This window comes from Pseudomonas sp. R5-89-07 (genome assembly GCF_003851685.1).
Taxonomy (GTDB): Bacteria; Pseudomonadota; Gammaproteobacteria; order Pseudomonadales; family Pseudomonadaceae; genus Aquipseudomonas.
In genome coordinates this window covers 4,186,354-4,202,956 of record NZ_CP027727.1, presented here as the reverse complement: position 1 = coordinate 4,202,956, position 16,603 = coordinate 4,186,354, and the positions used below count along the sequence as shown (strand labels likewise).

The following is a 16,603-nucleotide window of genomic DNA, read 5'->3' as shown; positions in this document are numbered from 1 at the left end:
CTGCATGTCGAACAAAGATGAGACGCCCAGCGATCTGATTCGCGCGCGGGATGTCGGCGGGTTCGACATCTGGTCGTTGCCCAGCTTCGACCCCCACGTGCCGGAGCCTGAGCCTGAACCGGTGGAAGAGCCGCCGGCGCAGATGGAAGAAGTGCCGCTGGAGGAAGTCCAGCCACTGACCCTTGAAGAGTTGGAAGCGATCCGCCAGGAGGCTTACAACGAAGGGTTTGCGGCCGGTGAAAAAGATGGCTTTCGCAGCTCCACCCTCAAGGTCCGCCAGGAAGCCGAAGAAGCCCTCGGCGGTAAGCTGGCCAGCCTCGAGCGCTTGATGGGCAGCCTGTTCGAGCCGATTGCCGAGCAGGACTCGCAACTGGAAAAGGCCATGGTCGGCCTGGTGCAGCACATCGCGCGCCAGGTGATCCAGCGTGAACTGGTGCTTGATTCGAGCCAGATTGAAAGCGTGATGCGCGAAGCCCTCAAGCTGCTGCCCCTGGGTGTCGGCAATGTGCGCCTGTACATCAACCCGCAGGATTTCGAGCAGGTCAAAGCCTTGCGCGAGCGCCATGAAGAAACCTGGCGCATCGTCGAGGACGCTTCGCTGCAGCCGGGTGGCTGCCGCGTCGAGACCGAGCACAGCCGCATCGATGCCACAGTGGAAACCCGCATCAGCCAGATCATGGCCAAGTTGCTGGACCAACAGCACGAGCAGGCATTGAACCCCGCCCAAGCCGATATCAGCGTTGACCTGGACGCCAGCGATGCGCCTTGATCGCACCAGCTTCGCCAAGCGCCTGGGCAGCTACGCCGAGGCCACTGAGTTGCCCGGCCAGCCGATCCTGGAAGGGCGCCTGTTGCGCATGGTCGGCCTGACCCTCGAAGCCGAGGGCTTGCGTGCCGCCATGGGCAGCCGTTGCATGGTGATCAACGATGACAGCTACCACCCGGTGCAGGTCGAAGCCGAAGTGATGGGTTTTTCCGGCAACAAGATCTTCCTGATGCCGGTGGGCAGCCTCGCCGGTATCGCCCCCGGTGCCCGCGTGGTGCCATTGGCCGACACCGGGCGCTTGCCGATGGGCATGAGCATGCTCGGCCGCGTGCTCGACGGCGCCGGCCGCGCGCTGGACGGCAAGGGCGGCATGAAGGCCGAGGACTGGGTGCCGATGGACGGCCCTACGATCAACCCGCTCAACCGTAACCCCATCAGCGTGCCACTGGACGTGGGTATTCGCAGCATCAACGGTTTATTGACGGTCGGTCGAGGCCAGCGCCTGGGCCTGTTCGCCGGTACCGGTGTGGGTAAATCGGTGTTGCTGGGCATGATGACGCGTTTTACCGAAGCCGACATCATTGTGGTCGGGCTGATCGGCGAGCGTGGCCGTGAGGTCAAGGAATTCATCGAACACAGCCTCGGTGAAGAAGGGCTCAAGCGCTCGGTGGTGGTGGCTTCCCCAGCGGATGATGCCCCGCTGATGCGCTTGCGTGCGGCCATGTACTGCACGCGCATCGCCGAATATTTTCGCGACAAGGGCAAGAATGTCCTGTTGCTGATGGACTCGCTCACTCGTTTCGCCCAGGCCCAGCGCGAGATCGCCCTGGCCATCGGCGAGCCGCCGGCGACCAAGGGTTATCCGCCGTCGGTGTTCGCCAAGCTGCCCAAGCTGGTGGAGCGGGCGGGTAATGCCGAGGCCGGCGGCGGTTCGATCACCGCGTTCTATACGGTGTTGTCCGAAGGCGACGACCAGCAGGACCCGATTGCCGACTCGGCGCGGGGCGTGCTCGATGGGCACATCGTGCTGTCGCGGCGCCTGGCCGAAGAAGGGCATTACCCGGCCATCGACATCGAGGCGTCCATCAGCCGGGTGATGCCGGCGGTGGTCACGCCGGAGCACATGGCCCGCGCGCAATACTTCAAGCAGTTGTGGTCGCGTTATCAGCAGAGCCGCGACCTGATCAGCGTCGGCGCCTACGTGGCCGGCGGCGATCGCGAGACCGACCTGGCGATTGCCCTGCAACCGCAATTGGTGACCTACCTGCGTCAGGGCCTTAACGACAAGATCAGCATGGGCGAAAGCGAAGCGCATCTGCAGTCCATCTTCGCCCCGGCGCCAGGCGGCTAAGCCATGGCCAACAGCCGTGCTGCGCGCCTGGCCCCGGTGGTGGAAATGGCCGAAAAGGCCGAAAAGACCGCCGTGCAGCGCCTGGGCTATTTCCAGGGCCAGGTGCGCCTGGCGGAAAGCAAGCTGGGCGACCTTGAGAGCTTTCGCAGCGAATACCAGCAGCAGTGGATCGAGCGCGGCAGCAAGGGCGTGTCGGGCCAGTGGCTGATGGGGTACCAGGGCTTTCTCAATCAACTGGAAACCGCCGTCGGCCAACAGCGCCAGAGTCTGGCCTGGCACCAGAACAACCTCGATAAAGCCCGCGAAAGCTGGCAAGCGGCGTTCGCCCGCGTCGAAGGGTTGCGCAAGCTGGTGCAGCGCTATCTCGACGAAGCACGGGCCCTCGAGGATAAGCGTGAGCAGAAGCTGCTCGATGAGCTGTCACAGCGCCTTCCCCGCCAGGAACAGTTCTAAATGTGGGAGGGGGCTTGCCCCCGATGCAGTGTGTCAGCCAATAAATTCATTGCTGATACACCGCTATCGGGGGCAAGCCCCCTCCCACATTTGAACTGCTGTGTTGCTCACATCAGGTTCAGCTGCTACACCTTGTGTCTAGTGCCAACGACAAGGAAGCAGTCACATGTCAATCGAGTCAGAAGTATCCCTGGACGGGACGAAGTTGACGATCGCAATCAGGGGTCGATTCGATTTCGGCAGCCACCAGGCATTTCGTGATGCCTACGAGCGGTTTTACAAAGTGCCTGAGTTGTACGTCGTGGACCTCAAGGAAACCACGTATATGGACAGCTCGGCCCTGGGCATGCTTCTGCTGCTGCGCGACCATGCCGGTGGTGATGACGCAGAAGTCCGCGTGATCAACAGCAACGCCGACGTGCGCAAGATCCTCGCCATCTCCAACTTCGACAAACTGTTTGATTTAAGTTGAGCTTCCTGGCCCCTGTCCTCGAGCCGCTGACGATCCTGATCGCCGAGGACAGCGCCGCCGATCTGCTGTTGCTGTCGACGATTATCCGGCGTCAGGGTCACCAGGTACTCACCGCCAGGAACGGCGTAGAGGCCACAGAGGTGTTCGCCCTTGAGCGACCGCAACTGGTGCTGATGGATGCCCTGATGCCGGTGATGGACGGCTTCGAAGCGGCACGGCAGATCAAGCAATTGGCGGGCGAGGCGCTGGTGCCGATCATCTTCCTCACCTCGTTGCGTGAAAGCGAAGCCCTGGCTCAATGCCTGGATGCCGGCGGCGATGACTTCCTGCCCAAACCCTACAATCCGCTGATCCTGGCCGCCAAGATCAACGCCATGGACCGTCTGCGCCGCTTGCAGGCCACGGTGTTGCAACAGCGTGACCTGATCGCCCGGCACCACGACTACCTGCTGCATGAACAGCGTGCGGCCAAGGCGGTCTTCGACAAAGTCGCGCATTCGGGTTGCATCAACGCGGCGCCGAATATCCGCTACCTGCAATCACCCTATGCGCTGTTCAATGGTGATTTGCTGCTGGCGGCCTACACGCCGTCCGGCGACATGCACGTGCTGCTCGGCGATTTCACCGGCCACGGTTTGCCGGCCGCTATCGGTGCCATGCCCCTGGCCGAGGTGTTCTATGGCATGACCGCCAAGGGTTATGGCCTGACGCAGATCCTGCGGGAAATGAATGCCAAGCTTAAGCGCATCCTGCCGGTGGACATGTTCTGCTGCGCGACGCTGTTGTGCCTGAGCCCACAGCGGCGGGTGGTGGAAGTGTGGAATGGCGGCATGCCCGAGGGGTATGTGCATGACGTCGCCACGGGCCAACGCACCGCGCTGATATCGCGACATCTGCCGTTGGGAGTGCTCTCGGCGCGCGCCTTCGATGACAGTACCGAGGTCTGGCCGATGGCCTTGGGCGACCGGGTGTTTTTGCTGTCCGATGGGGTGCTGGATACGGCCGACGCCAACGAGCAGCTGTTCGGCGCCGAGCGTTTGCAACAAGTGTTCGCCGCCAACCGTGAGCCCGACCGGTTGTTCGAGGATATCGAGCAGGCGCTGGCGGCGTTCCGTGGCCGCGCCCGGGATGACGTCAGCATGGTGGAGATCACCTTGCAGGCCGACCAGCCGTTGCGTGCGGCCGAGCCGATGTATACCGACAGCGGCCAGTCGTGCCCGCTGGACTGGTCGGTGAGCTTCGAATTTCGCGCGCAGACGCTCAAAAGCTACAACCCACTGCCCTACCTGCTGCAACTGCTGCTGGAGGTCCATGGCCTGCGTGAGCAGGGCGGGGCGCTTTACAGCGTGATGGCGGAGTTGTATTCCAATGCACTGGAGCATGGCGTACTGGGCCTGGATTCGCAGCTCAAGCGCGATGCCCAGGGCTTTGCGCAGTATTATCAGCAGCGCAACGAACGGCTGGCGAACCTGAGCCACGGTTACATCCGGGTGCATGTGCAGGTGGAACCGACCGTGACGGGTGGCAGGTTGACTTTGCGTATCGAAGACAGCGGGCTGGGTTTCGATGTTGATCAGGTGCTCGCGCGGCCGTTGGATATCGACCGTCTGTCCGGTCGCGGCTTGAGCCTGGTGCGTCAACTGAGCAGCGATGTACGCTGGTCCGACGGCGGGCGCAGTGTCTGCGTGGAGTTTTGCTGGAAGGCTCTGGCATAATCCGCCGATTCTTGATCAAGGAGCGAGCAAGTGGCTGAGATTCATCTGGACCCCAACGTGTTGTCGGGCTTGCAGGAAGTGATGGAGGCCGAATACCCGCGATTGCTGGAAACCTTCCTGCATGATTCTGAAGAACGCGTCACCGCGTTGCGCAAGGCACGCGATGACGCCAAGGCGCTCGGGCGCATAGCGCATAGCTTCAAGGGCAGCAGCGGCAACCTGGGGGCGGTGCGATTGGCGCAGTTGTGTCAGCGCCTGGAAGTGGAGTCCGTTGGGGCGACCGCGGACCTTGGCGCCCTGGTCGATCAGATTGATCATGAGTTTGCATTGGTTCGGCCGTTGTATGAATCGGAGCGGGAGCGCTTCAGTCTCTGAATCGCGTTGAGCCGTGATTTATCGATCTCGGGTGACTTGGCCCGACTCTTGCTGTAGCTCTGGATACTGCATCCCCGATCCCATGCAGTGGAGACCTTTACCTATGCCAGTCGCCCCCAATTCGCTCCTTCAGGCTGCCCCTGCGGCCAAGCCTCAAGCGCCTGCCGCCAGCCCTGCGCCAGCGGCAGCGGACCCACGGGACAAGGGCCCTGGCTTCGCTCAAGTGTTCGCCAACCAAGGCGCCAAACCGGCGTCGAAAACCAGCGACACCCCGGCCAAATCGACGCCGACAGCGGGGGACGACAAATCTGCCGCCAGCACCCCAGCGGTTGCCGATAGCGGCAATCCCTTGCCTGCCAAGCCGGCCGAGGCCGACGAGGGCGCCGACGATACGCCCACTGATCCGTCGCTGGCGCAACAGCCGCCGGCAGACCCGCCGGTTGATCCCGCGTTGATCGCTGCGGTCATGCCCGTCGCCGTTCCGGTAGAGCCCCCAGCGCCTGCGGCAGTCGTGGCGGATGACAAGCCCCAACCGGTCGCTGCCGCCCCTGTCGCAGTGATCGACGAGGCCAAACCACCGGTCTTCGACCCGCAAGCCGATCCCCTGGACGCGGTGCCCGCCGTGCGCCTGGCGATGGAGCAGGGCGGTCATGTGTCGGCCAGCAGCCAGACGCCGCAGAAAGCTGCGCCAATCCCATCGCTGGATCAGCCGAGCGCCGCACAGAACTTCGCGGCGGGCCTGGTCACCCTGGTCGATCAACAAGCCACCAAGGACAGCACTGACCAGGGCGGCGACAAAGCCTTCGGCGCGCTGATCGATGACGGTCTCAAGGATTTGAAAGACGCCAGCAGCGACACCCGTGTGGATGACTTCGCCAATCGCCTGGCCGCGCTGACCCAAGCCGCCACGCCGAAAACCGCCAATGCCTTGCCGCCGGTGATCAACGCCCCGCTGGCCATGCACCAGAGCGGCTGGACCGAGGAAGTGGTCAACCGCGTCATGTACCTCTCCAGCGCCAACCTCAAGTCAGCCGAAATCCAGCTGCAGCCGGCTGAACTCGGGCGTCTGGATATCAAGGTCAACATGACGCCCGACCAGCAGGCCCAGGTGAGTTTCATGAGCGGCCATGCGGTGGTGCGTGAAGCGCTGGAAAGCCAGTCTGGCCGCCTGCGCGAAATGTTCGCCCAGCAGGGCATGGGCCAGGTGGATGTAAATGTGTCGGACCAGTCCCGGGGCCAGGAGCAGCAGCAACAGCAAAGCCAGGCGCGGAGCGTAAGTGGCGGTCGCAGTAGCGCTGGCGACGGCGCCGACCCTGTCGACGTGGCGGCCGCCGTCGCGCCAGTGGTGAGCAGCGTGATCGGCTCCAGCGCCGTCGACTATTACGCCTGACCCAAGCCGAACCGAGCTCCAAATGTGGGAGGGGGCTTGCCCCCGATTGCGATGTATCAGCAACAGATTTGTTGACTGACACACTGCTATCGGGAGCAAGCCCCCTTCCACATTTGATTTGTGTTGCCCTGATGCCAGACAACTCTGGCATAACACTTGCTCTTGCCTTTGCGTAGATCTATGAATCCCAGAATAGTGACGGATTATTGGCATGGCGAAGAGCGACGACGCAGCAACTCCCCCCGCAGGCAAAGGCAAGCTCAAGCTGATCCTGCTGATTGTGCTGGGCCTGCTCCTGGCCATTGGCGCCTCGGTTGGCGGCACCTGGTACATCATGCACAGCAGCGCCAGCAAGCCGGCCCCCGCCGCCGAGACCGCCACTAACGTCAAGCAACCGGCAATCTTCGAGCCGATGCTTCCGGCGTTTGTCGCCAACTACAATCAGAATGGTCGCCAGCGCTATTTGCAGGTGAGCATCACCTTGCTGGCGCGCAACCAGGCGGACCTGGACGCGCTCAAGGTGCACATGCCGGTGATCCGCAACAACCTGGTGATGCTGTTCTCCGGGCAGAGCTTCGACAGCCTGGCCACTCCGGTGGGCCAGGAAATGCTGCGCCAGAAGGTCACTGCCAGCGTGCAGGAAGTGGCCCAGAAAGAGCTCGGCAAAGTCGTGGTCGAGCAGGCGCTCTTCACTAACTTCGTATTGCAGTAGGACCACGACATGGCCGTGCAAGACCTGCTGTCCCAGGATGAAATCGACGCGCTGTTGCATGGCGTCGACGACGGTCTGGTACAGACCGAAATGGCTGCCGAGCCCGGCAGCGTCAAAAGTTACGACCTGACCAGCCAGGATCGCATCGTCCGTGGACGCATGCCGACCCTGGAAATGATCAACGAACGTTTCGCCCGTTACACCCGCATCAGCATGTTCAACATGCTGCGCCGTTCGGCGGACGTGGCGGTGGGCGGCGTGCAGGTGATGAAGTTCGGTGAATACGTGCACTCGCTGTACGTACCCACCAGCCTCAACCTGGTCAAGATCAAGCCGTTACGCGGCACCGCGCTGTTCATCCTCGACGCCAAGCTGGTGTTCAAACTGGTGGACAACTTCTTCGGCGGCGACGGCCGTCACGCCAAGATCGAAGGCCGCGAATTCACCCCCACCGAACTGCGCGTGGTACGCATGGTGCTGGAGCAGGCCTTCATTGACTTGAAGGAAGCCTGGCAGGCGATCATGGAAGTCAATTTCGAGTACATCAACTCGGAAGTGAACCCGGCCATGGCCAACATCGTCGGGCCGAGCGAAGCCATTGTGGTGTCGACCTTCCACATCGAACTCGATGGCGGTGGCGGCGACCTGCACGTGACCATGCCGTATTCGATGATCGAGCCGGTGCGCGAAATGCTCGATGCCGGTTTCCAATCCGACCTCGACGACCAGGACGAACGCTGGGTCAAGGCTTTGCGCGAAGACCTGCTGGACGTCGACGTGCCCCTGAGCGCCACCGTGGCCCGTCGCCAGCTGCGCCTGCGCGACATTCTGCACATGCAGCCGGGAGATGTGATCCCGGTCGAGTTGCCAGAAGAACTGATCATGCGCGCCAACGGTGTGCCGTCGTTCAAGGTCAAGCTCGGTTCCCACAAGGGCAACCTGGCGTTGCAAGTGATTGAGCCGATCAACCGACGCTGACCCAACCCCATGATGCATCCCCTATTTCTGATTGTTTGCTGCGCCGAGGACATGTAATGGCTACCGAACACGAAAACACTTCCGCCGAAGACCAGGCCCTGGCTGACGAGTGGGCAGCGGCCCTGGAAGAAACCGGCGATGTCGGCCAGGACGACATCGACGCGCTGCTGGCCGCCGACGCCGCCTCTGCGCCGGCCGGCAAGCGCCTGCCGATGGAAGAATTCGGCAGCGTGCCGAAAAACAACGACCCGGTGAGCCTCGACGGCCCTAACCTGGATGTGATCCTGGATATTCCGGTGTCGATTTCCATGGAAGTGGGCAGCACCGAGATCAACATCCGTAACCTGCTGCAGCTCAACCAGGGCTCGGTGATCGAGCTCGACCGCCTGGCCGGCGAGCCGCTGGACGTGCTGGTCAACGGCACGCTGATCGCCCATGGCGAGGTGGTGGTGGTCAACGAGAAGTTCGGCATTCGCCTGACGGACGTGATCAGCCCGAGCGAACGCATCAAGAAGTTGCGCTGAAATGAAGTATTCGCTGGCGGGACTGATGCTGGCGCTGCCATTGAGCGCCCTGGCGGCTGAACCGGTCGCGCAAGCGGCTGCGGCCCCCGCGGTGGGCAGCGTCGGCGGGCAATTGACGCAACTGATGCTCGGCCTGTTGCTGGTGGTCGGCCTGATTTTCGTACTGGCCTGGTTGATGCGCCGCGTGCAGCGTATCGGCCCGGGCAACGCCCAGGTCATCGAGATGATCGGCTCGCGCGCCCTGGGCCCGCGTGATCGCCTGGTGCTGGTGCAGGTGGGTGAGGAGCAGATCCTGCTCGGTCTCACCCCCGGCCGCATTACCCCGCTGCACGTACTCAAGACACCGGTGGACGCGGCCAAGACCGAGGCCGCCACGCCAGAATTCGCCCAGCGCCTGATGGAGTTGCTGGGCAAGGATCAGAAGGATAAGAAGTAATGCGCGTGTTCCTGACGCTCATGCTGTTGCTGGCCGCGCCGATGGCGCTGGGCGCCGACCCGTTGTCGATCCCGGCGATTACCCTGGGCACCAATGCGGCCGGGGCGCAGGAATATTCGGTCAGCCTGCAGATCCTGCTGATCATGACCGCGCTGAGTTTTATCCCGGCGTTCGTCATGCTGATGACCAGCTTCACGCGGATCATCATTGTGTTCTCGATCCTGCGCCAGGCGCTGGGCCTGCAACAGACGCCGTCGAACCAGATCCTGACCGGCATGGCGTTGTTCTTGACGCTGTTCATCATGGCGCCGGTGTTCGACAAGGTGAACCAGCAAGCCCTGCAACCCTACCTGGCGGAAAAAATGACCGCCCAGGACGCCATCGACAAGGCCCAGGGCCCGATCAAGGACTTCATGCTGTCGCAGACCCGCTCCAGCGACCTAGAGCTGTTCATGCGCCTGTCCAAGCGCACCGACATCGCCACGCCGGACCAGGCCCCGCTGACCATCCTGGTACCGGCCTTCGTCACCTCGGAATTGAAGACCGCGTTCCAGATCGGCTTCATGATTTTCATCCCGTTCCTGATCATCGACCTGGTGGTGGCGAGCGTGCTGATGGCGATGGGCATGATGATGCTGTCGCCGCTGATCATCTCGTTGCCGTTCAAGATCATGCTGTTTGTGCTGGTGGACGGCTGGGCGCTGATTATCGGCACCCTGGCCGGCAGTTTCGGAGGGGTATAGCGCCATGACCCCAGAAGTTGCCGTCGACCTGTTCCGTGAAGCGCTGTGGCTGACCACCGTGATGGTCGCCGTGCTGGTGGTGCCGAGCCTGCTGGTCGGCCTGCTGGTGGCGATGTTCCAGGCGGCCACCCAGATCAACGAGCAGACCCTGAGCTTCCTGCCGCGCCTGCTGGTTATGCTGATCACGTTGATCGTCGCCGGCCCGTGGCTGGTGCAAACCTTCATGGAATACATCCTGCAGCTGTACGGCAGTATTCCGCAGTTGATCGGCTGAGCCGATGCAATCGTTACTGGCCTTGACCGACACCCAGATCAGTACCTGGGTGGCCTCGTTCATCCTGCCGCTGTTTCGCGTCACGGCCATGTTGATGGCCATGCCGGTGTTCGGCACCACCCTGGTACCGCGGCGTGTGCGGCTGTATTTTGCGGTCGCGATTACCGTCGTCATCGTGCCGGGCCTGCCGCCGATGCCCCCGGTCAACGCGCTCGACCTCAGCGCGCTGCTGCTGATCGCCGAACAGGTCCTGATCGGCGCCATGCTGGGCTTTTCCCTGAGCCTGTTTTTCCAGGCGTTCGTGGTCGCCGGGCAAATCATTTCGGTGCAGATGGGCATGGGCTTCGCGTCCATGGTCGACCCCACCAACGGTGTGTCGGCGGCGGTGATCGGGCAGTTCCTGACCATGCTGGTGACCTTGCTGTTCCTGGCCATGAACGGCCATCTGGTGGCGTTCGAGGTGCTGACCGAAAGCTTCACCACCTTGCCGGTCGGCTCGGGACTGGTGGTCAACCATTTCTGGGAAGTGGTCGGGCGCCTCGGCTGGGTATTGGGCGCGTCCTTGCTGCTGGTGTTGCCGGCGATCACTGCGCTGCTGGTGGTCAACATCGCGTTTGGCGTGATGACCCGTGCGGCGCCGCAACTGAACATCTTCTCGATTGGCTTCCCATTGACTCTGGTGTTGGGCATGGGGATTTTCTGGATCGGCCTGGCTGACATTCTCAATCAGTATCAACCGCTGGCGACCGACGCCCTGCAGTTCCTACGTGACTTGGCACGGGCGCGCTGAGCCATGGCCGAGAGCGAGAGCGGTCAGGACAAAACAGAAGACCCCACGGAGAAACGTAAAAAGGACTCCAGGGAAAAGGGCGAGATCGCACGCTCCAAAGAGCTCAATACCGTTGCGACCATGATGGCCGGTGCCGGCGCGCTGCTGATCTACGGCGGTGGCCTGGCGCTGGACTTGCTGGAACTGATGAAGCACAACTTCAGTTTGCCCCGCGAGGTACTGCTCAACCCTGATTCCATGGGGCAATACCTGCTGCACTCGGGAAAAATCGCGATCCTGGCGGTGCAGCCGATTCTGATCACATTATTGCTGGCCGCGCTGATCGGCCCGGTCGCCCTCGGCGGCTGGCTGTTTGCCGCCGGCAGCATGGCGCCCAAGTTCAGCCGCATGAATCCGGCGGCCGGGCTCAAGCGCATGTTTTCCACCAAGGCCCTGGTGGAGCTGCTCAAGGCCCTGGCCAAATTCATTCTGATTCTGTTCGTAGCGTTGTCGGTGTTGTCATCCGACATCGACGACTTGCTGCGCATCGCCCATGAACCGCTGGAGTCGGCGATTATCCATAGCCTGCAAGTGGTGGGGTGGAGTGCGTTGTGGATGTCTGCCGGGCTGATCATCATTGCGGCGGTAGACGCGCCGATCCAGCTGTGGGAAAGCCACAAGAAACTGCTGATGACCAAGCAGGAAGTGCGCGACGAACACAAGGATCAGGAAGGGCGCCCAGAGGTCAAGCAGCGCATCCGCCAACTGCAGCGCGAAATGTCTCAGCGCAAGATGATGGCCTCGGTGCCCGATGCCGATGTGATCATCACCAACCCGACCCACTACGCCGTCGCCCTCAAGTACGACCCGGAGAAGGGTGGCGCGCCCATGCTGCTGGCCAAGGGCAGTGACTTTACCGCGCTGAAAATTCGCGAAATCGCCGTGGCCAACGACATTCTGCTGCTGGAATCGCCGGCCCTGGCGCGCTCGATTTTCTACTCCACCGACCTCGACCAGGAAATCCCGGCCGGGCTGTACCTGGCCGTGGCGCAGGTATTGGCCTACGTCTATCAGATCCGCCAGTACCGCGCGGGCAAGGGCAAGCGCCCGGATCCGCTCAAGGACCTGCCGATTCCGCCGGATTTGCGTCGCGACACGTAAATGCCTGTCTAACCTGTCAACTTTGACAGTAGCCAATACGCCGCCTTCACTGTCTGATAGAACGATGAGCCGCGCAGCCATGCGCGGCTCGGGAGGCTGTGATGGATAGGGCTACGGTCAGGTGGTTCGATGCGGTAAAGGGCATTGGCTTTATTGCCCGGGACCGTGATGGCAATGAGGTCGCTGTGCAGTCGACAGGCGCTAAGTGCGGTGACGTCCCGCCAGCCGCTCCCACCTTGCGAAAACCCCGCAAGCGAAAAAAACAACCGAAAACATAATCCCCTCACTAGCATCCATCGGCCGCTCGCGTCTACCTGTCAACTTTGACAGTAGCCAGCGGCAGCGTCTCGCGGTTCTATTGCGTCAGGCACTGCGCGCAGGCTGTAAACGAGATGCAGGGAGAACGGGGTTGAAAGTGGCTACGGGTACAGTCAAATCCTATGAGTTGGCCAGGGGCGAGTGGTTGATAGCGCTGGAAGACGGGCAGGACTGCGTCTTTATCGATTGGAGGGATTGGCATTGGGCTGCACTGTCGATTGGTGAGCAGATAACGTTTCAAATGATCCATAAACCCCTGGGCGTTTATGCGCTGCCCGTCAGTGCGGGTAACCGCGCCGAAACGGGTCCATAAGTGTGTGGAGAGCGGCAATGAGGTGAAACAAGCACAAAAAGGTCCTCAGGCCGAGAATATACGGCTTCTTTAAAAGACCACCCCGGTTACAAATGTAAGAGGGGGCTTGCCCCCGATAGCGGCATATCAGTCACCTATTCCGGGCCTGACACACCGCCATCGGGGGCAAGCCCCCTCCCACATTCGAACTGACTTACCCCCGTAGGCTGCGTCGTTCCCAAGGTCATCCTGGGCCCAAAAGCAAAGTTGGAAGGCTTCTTGCAATACCGCCTGCAGGACGCCCTCCAGCGTCAAAACTTTGCTTCAAGGACACGAGGAATACCGGTGGTAGATCGCTCTCAAATGCTCAGCACGGCCCGTGGCACCCTGACTGACCTGTCGCGGGGCAATCTGGGTGTGCCATTGTTGTTGCTGGTGATGCTGGCAATGATGATGTTGCCGATGCCGCCGTTCCTGCTCGACGTGTTCTTCACCTTCAACATCGCGCTGTCGGTGGTGGTGCTGCTGGTGTGTGTGTATGCCCTGCGCCCGCTGGATTTCGCGGTGTTCCCGACCATCCTGCTGGTGGCAACCCTGCTGCGCCTGGCGCTGAACGTGGCGTCCACCCGCGTGGTGATGCTGCACGGCCAGGACGGCCACGCCGCCGCCGGTAAGGTGATCCAGGCCTTCGGTGAAGTGGTGATCGGCGGTAACTACGTGGTCGGTATCGTGGTGTTCGCGATCCTGATGATCATCAACTTCGTGGTGGTGACCAAGGGCGCCGGGCGGATTTCCGAGGTGAGCGCGCGCTTTACCCTGGACGCGATGCCCGGCAAGCAGATGGCCATCGACGCCGACCTCAATGCCGGCCTGATCGACCAGAACCAGGCGAAATCCCGACGCCTGGAGGTAGCCCAGGAAGCCGAGTTCTACGGCTCTATGGACGGCGCGAGCAAATTCGTGCGCGGTGATGCCATCGCCGGCCTGCTGATCCTGTTCATCAACCTGATCGGCGGCATGGCCGTGGGTATCTTCCAGCACGGCATGACCTTCGGCGATGCGGGCAAGGTGTACGCGTTGCTGACCATTGGTGACGGTTTAGTGGCGCAATTGCCATCACTGTTGTTATCCACAGCGGCAGCCATCATGGTCACCCGTGCTTCGGGCTCCGAAGACATGGGCAAGCAGATCAGCCGGCAGATGTTCGCTTCCCCCAAAGCATTGGCCGTGGCGGCGGGCATCATGGCGATCATGGGCCTCGTGCCGGGCATGCCCCACGTCTCGTTTCTGAGCATGGCAGCCATGGCTGGCGGCGGGGCCTACCTGTTCTGGAAGAAGCAGAACGCGGTGAAGGTCCAGGCTCAGCAAGAGATTGCCCGCCAGCAGGAGCTGCTGCCATCCCCGGCCCGCGCCCAGGAAACCAAGGAGCTGGGCTGGGACGACGTGACCCCGATCGACATGATCGGCCTGGAAGTCGGTTACCGCCTGATTCCGTTGGTGGACCGCAACCAGGGCGGCCAGTTGCTCGCGCGGATCAAGGGCGTGCGCAAGAAGCTGTCCCAGGACCTGGGCTTTCTGATGCCCACCGTGCATATCCGCGACAACCTCGACCTGGCGCCCAGCGCCTACCGCCTGACCTTGATGGGCGTAATCCTGGCCGAGGCCGAGATCTACCCGGATCGCGAACTGGCGATCAACCCCGGCCAGGTGTTCGGTACGCTTAACGGCATCACCGCCAAAGATCCGGCTTTTGGCCTGGAAGCGGTGTGGATCGAAGTCAGCCAGCGCAGCCAGGCGCAGTCCCTCGGTTATACCGTGGTCGACGCCAGCACCGTGGTCGCTACCCACCTCAACCAGATTCTCTACAAGCACTCCCACGAGCTGATCGGCCACGAGGAAGTCCAGCAATTGATGGGTTTGCTGGCCAAAGCCTCGCCAAAACTGGCCGAAGAGCTGGTGCCGGGCGTGCTGTCGCTGTCACAGTTGCTCAAGGTGCTGCAAGCCTTGCTCGCCGAGCAAGTGCCGGTACGGGATATTCGCAGCATTGCCGAGGCCATCGCCAACAATGCCGCCAAGAGTCAAGATACTGCCGCGCTGGTGGCTGCGGTGCGCGTCGGTTTGTCCCGCGCCATCGTGCAAAGCATTGTAGGCATTGAGTCTGAGCTGCCTGTGATCACCTTGGAGCCAAGGTTGGAACAGATATTGCTCAATAGTATTCAGAAGGCAGGGCAAGGCCAGGAAGAAGGTGTTTTGCTGGAGCCAAGCATGGCTGAAAAGCTGCAGCGTTCGTTGATCGAAGCCGCGCAGCGCCAGGAAATGCAGGGCCAGCCGGTGATTCTGCTGGTGGCCGGACCAGTCCGCGCGATGTTGTCGCGCTTCGGGCGCCTGGCAGTACCGAATTTGCACGTGTTGGCTTACCAGGAAATTCCTGACAATAAGCAAGTGACTATCGTCGCGACAGTAGGGCCCAACGGCTGAGGGTAGTGGGTTATGCAAGTGAAGCGTTTTTTCGCCGCCGATATGCGTCAGGCCATGAAGTTGGTCCGCGATGAGCTGGGCGCCGATGCCGCGATTATCGGTAACCGTCGTATTGCCGGCGGTGTCGAGCTGACGGCTGCCCTGGATTACACGCCCCAGGCCCTGGCTCCGCGCGTGCCGAACATGGAGCTTGAAGACGAGTTGCGCAAGACCGCTTCGCGCATCGTCTCGGCCCAGGCCGAACTGAGCATGCGTGGCGACAGCGATGCCACCACCAATCGCCAATTGTTCGCCGGCCTGCCGCTGACCGCCGCCGAGCCGCTGGTGGAACCTACCTTTGTCGAGCCGCCACGTCCCGCAGCGCCAGCCCCGGCCGCCGCGGTCGACCAGCGCGTGTTCGATTCGATGCGCTTTGAACTCAACGGCCTGCGTGAGCTGCTCGAAGTGCAGCTGGGCTCCCTGGCCTGGACGCAACTGCAAGGCAGCAAGCCGCAACAAGCCAACCTGTGGCGTCGCCTGCAGCGCATCGGCCTGTCCGGCCCGTTGTCCCGCGACCTGCTGGCGCTGACTGCCGAAGTCCAGGAGCCGCGCCAAGCCTGGCGTATGCTGCTGGCGCACCTGGCACGGATGATCGCCACCCCGGAAATCGAACCCCTGGAAGAAGGCGGTGTGATTGCTATGGTCGGCCCTGCCGGCATGGGCAAGACCACCACCCTGGCCAAGCTGGCCGCGCGTTATGTGCTCAAGTACGGCGCGTCGAATATCGCGTTGGTGAGCATGGACAGCTACCGCATTGGCGCCCAGGAGCAACTCAAGACCCTGGGCCGCATCCTCAATGTGCCGGTGACCCACGTCGACCCGGGCCAGTCCCTGGCCAATGCCCTCGACCCACTGCTGCGCAAGCGCGTGGTGTTGATCGATACCGCCGGCCTGCAAGCCAGCGACCCGGCCCTGCGCATGCAGCTCGAAAGCCTGGCCGGACGCGGCATCAAGTCAAAAAATTACCTGGTGCTTGCAACCACCAGCCAGAAACAGGTTCTTACCGCTGCCTATCACAGCTACAAACGCTGCGGTCTGGCCGGTTGCATCCTGACCAAACTGGATGAAACTGCCAGCCTCGGCGAAGTGCTGAGCCTGGCGATCAGTCATGAATTACCGGTCGCCTATCTGACCGACGGGCCGCGGATCCCGGATGATTTGCATCTGCCGCGCCGTCATCAGTTGGTCAGCCGTGCTGTCAGTGTGCAAATGCAAGACGAGCCTAGCGAGGAAGCGATGGCCGACATGTTCGCCGACCTTTATCACAACCCGGCAAAGCGGGTGGGGTGAGGCAGGATGAACACCGTGAAATGTATCTACATCGATGGTCTGCAAGCGATACACGCGGCCAAGCCAT

Annotated in this window: 17 protein-coding genes; all 17 read left to right on the top strand. The window is 62.0% G+C overall.

All coding sequences use genetic code 11. The features are described 5' to 3' along the window. Positions 1-4 precede the first annotated feature (4 nt). The 17 genes from fliH to flhF all read left to right on the top strand — a co-directional run bounded on the left by fliH (position 5) and on the right by flhF (position 16,536). Complete coding sequence (gene fliH, locus C4J94_RS19115) at positions 5-769, top strand: flagellar assembly protein FliH (protein WP_124387584.1); 765 nt, start codon at positions 5-7, stop codon at positions 767-769. Beyond that, entirely contained in the window at positions 759-2,117 is a 1,359-nt protein-coding gene (gene fliI / locus C4J94_RS19110; RefSeq protein WP_124363780.1) for a flagellar protein export ATPase FliI, read from the top strand. Before fliH ends, fliI begins: the two co-directional genes overlap by 11 nt. Before the next feature lie 3 nt (positions 2,118-2,120). After that, a complete protein-coding gene (gene fliJ / locus C4J94_RS19105; protein ID WP_124387583.1) occupies positions 2,121-2,570 on the top strand; it encodes a flagellar export protein FliJ in 450 nt (149 codons plus the stop codon). Between the two features lie 166 nt (positions 2,571-2,736). Further along, a complete protein-coding gene (locus C4J94_RS19100; protein WP_124387582.1) occupies positions 2,737-3,042 on the top strand; it encodes an STAS domain-containing protein in 306 nt (101 codons plus the stop codon). After that, complete coding sequence (locus tag C4J94_RS19095) at positions 3,039-4,757, top strand: fused response regulator/phosphatase (protein WP_124387581.1); 1,719 nt, start codon at positions 3,039-3,041, stop codon at positions 4,755-4,757. The genes C4J94_RS19100 and C4J94_RS19095 overlap by 4 nt, the downstream gene beginning before the upstream one ends. A 30-nt stretch (positions 4,758-4,787) precedes the next feature. Next, positions 4,788-5,132, top strand: a complete 345-nt coding sequence (locus C4J94_RS19090; protein ID WP_124387580.1) for an Hpt domain-containing protein — start codon at positions 4,788-4,790, stop codon at positions 5,130-5,132. Positions 5,133-5,235: 103 nt separating this feature from the next. After that, positions 5,236-6,522, top strand: coding sequence for a flagellar hook-length control protein FliK (locus C4J94_RS19085; RefSeq protein ID WP_124387579.1), 1,287 nt, complete (start codon positions 5,236-5,238; stop codon positions 6,520-6,522). A 211-nt stretch (positions 6,523-6,733) separates the two neighbouring features. After that, complete coding sequence (fliL, locus tag C4J94_RS19080) at positions 6,734-7,234, top strand: flagellar basal body-associated protein FliL (protein WP_124387578.1); 501 nt, start codon at positions 6,734-6,736, stop codon at positions 7,232-7,234. Between the two features lie 9 nt (positions 7,235-7,243). Then, entirely contained in the window at positions 7,244-8,212 is a 969-nt protein-coding gene (fliM, locus tag C4J94_RS19075) for a flagellar motor switch protein FliM (protein ID WP_010166091.1), read from the top strand. A gap of 56 nt (positions 8,213-8,268) precedes the next feature. Next, a complete protein-coding gene (gene fliN / locus C4J94_RS19070) occupies positions 8,269-8,736 on the top strand; it encodes a flagellar motor switch protein FliN (RefSeq protein ID WP_124387577.1) in 468 nt (155 codons plus the stop codon). A 1-nt stretch (position 8,737) separates the two neighbouring features. Further along, positions 8,738-9,172, top strand: coding sequence for a flagellar biosynthetic protein FliO (gene fliO, locus C4J94_RS19065; RefSeq protein WP_124387576.1), 435 nt, complete (start codon positions 8,738-8,740; stop codon positions 9,170-9,172). Next, positions 9,172-9,915, top strand: a complete 744-nt coding sequence (gene fliP / locus C4J94_RS19060) for a flagellar type III secretion system pore protein FliP (RefSeq protein WP_124363771.1) — start codon at positions 9,172-9,174, stop codon at positions 9,913-9,915. Before fliO ends, fliP begins: the two co-directional genes overlap by 1 nt. Positions 9,916-9,919: 4 nt before the next feature. Further along, positions 9,920-10,189, top strand: a complete 270-nt coding sequence (gene fliQ / locus C4J94_RS19055; protein WP_027603863.1) for a flagellar biosynthesis protein FliQ — start codon at positions 9,920-9,922, stop codon at positions 10,187-10,189. 4 nt (positions 10,190-10,193) lie between these two features. Then, positions 10,194-10,979 carry a flagellar biosynthetic protein FliR gene (fliR, locus tag C4J94_RS19050; protein WP_124387575.1) on the top strand — a complete coding sequence of 262 codons (786 nt, stop codon included), beginning with the start codon at positions 10,194-10,196 and terminating at the stop codon, positions 10,977-10,979. A 3-nt stretch (positions 10,980-10,982) separates the two neighbouring features. Then, complete coding sequence (gene flhB, locus C4J94_RS19045) at positions 10,983-12,119, top strand: flagellar biosynthesis protein FlhB (RefSeq protein ID WP_124387574.1); 1,137 nt, start codon at positions 10,983-10,985, stop codon at positions 12,117-12,119. A gap of 973 nt (positions 12,120-13,092) precedes the next feature. Next, a complete protein-coding gene (gene flhA, locus C4J94_RS19030; protein ID WP_124389018.1) occupies positions 13,093-15,207 on the top strand; it encodes a flagellar biosynthesis protein FlhA in 2,115 nt (704 codons plus the stop codon). Between the two features lie 12 nt (positions 15,208-15,219). Continuing rightward, the gene (flhF, locus tag C4J94_RS19025) at positions 15,220-16,536 is read left to right on the top strand and encodes a flagellar biosynthesis protein FlhF (RefSeq protein ID WP_124387571.1); all 1,317 of its coding nucleotides are present in this window, start codon (positions 15,220-15,222) and stop codon (positions 16,534-16,536) included. Positions 16,537-16,603 lie beyond the last annotated feature (67 nt).

Excerpts from the sequence above, each read along its gene's own strand:
- flhA (WP_124389018.1), top strand. The coding sequence starts at position 13,093 with ATGCTCAGCACGGCCCGTGGCACCCTGACTGACCTGTCGCGGGGCAAT.
- fliN (WP_124387577.1), top strand. The coding sequence starts at position 8,269 with ATGGCTACCGAACACGAAAACACTTCCGCCGAAGACCAGGCCCTGGCT.
- fliO (WP_124387576.1), top strand. The coding sequence starts at position 8,738 with ATGAAGTATTCGCTGGCGGGACTGATGCTGGCGCTGCCATTGAGCGCC.
- C4J94_RS19100 (WP_124387582.1), top strand. The coding sequence starts at position 2,737 with ATGTCAATCGAGTCAGAAGTATCCCTGGACGGGACGAAGTTGACGATC.
- fliJ (WP_124387583.1), top strand. The coding sequence starts at position 2,121 with ATGGCCAACAGCCGTGCTGCGCGCCTGGCCCCGGTGGTGGAAATGGCC.
- fliL (WP_124387578.1), top strand. The coding sequence starts at position 6,734 with ATGGCGAAGAGCGACGACGCAGCAACTCCCCCCGCAGGCAAAGGCAAG.
- fliQ (WP_027603863.1), top strand. The coding sequence starts at position 9,920 with ATGACCCCAGAAGTTGCCGTCGACCTGTTCCGTGAAGCGCTGTGGCTG.
- fliP (WP_124363771.1), top strand. The coding sequence starts at position 9,172 with ATGCGCGTGTTCCTGACGCTCATGCTGTTGCTGGCCGCGCCGATGGCG.
- fliH (WP_124387584.1), top strand. The coding sequence starts at position 5 with ATGTCGAACAAAGATGAGACGCCCAGCGATCTGATTCGCGCGCGGGAT.
- flhF (WP_124387571.1), top strand. The coding sequence starts at position 15,220 with ATGCAAGTGAAGCGTTTTTTCGCCGCCGATATGCGTCAGGCCATGAAG.
- fliR (WP_124387575.1), top strand. The coding sequence starts at position 10,194 with ATGCAATCGTTACTGGCCTTGACCGACACCCAGATCAGTACCTGGGTG.
- C4J94_RS19085 (WP_124387579.1), top strand. The coding sequence starts at position 5,236 with ATGCCAGTCGCCCCCAATTCGCTCCTTCAGGCTGCCCCTGCGGCCAAG.
- fliI (WP_124363780.1), top strand. The coding sequence starts at position 759 with ATGCGCCTTGATCGCACCAGCTTCGCCAAGCGCCTGGGCAGCTACGCC.
- fliM (WP_010166091.1), top strand. The coding sequence starts at position 7,244 with ATGGCCGTGCAAGACCTGCTGTCCCAGGATGAAATCGACGCGCTGTTG.
- flhB (WP_124387574.1), top strand. The coding sequence starts at position 10,983 with ATGGCCGAGAGCGAGAGCGGTCAGGACAAAACAGAAGACCCCACGGAG.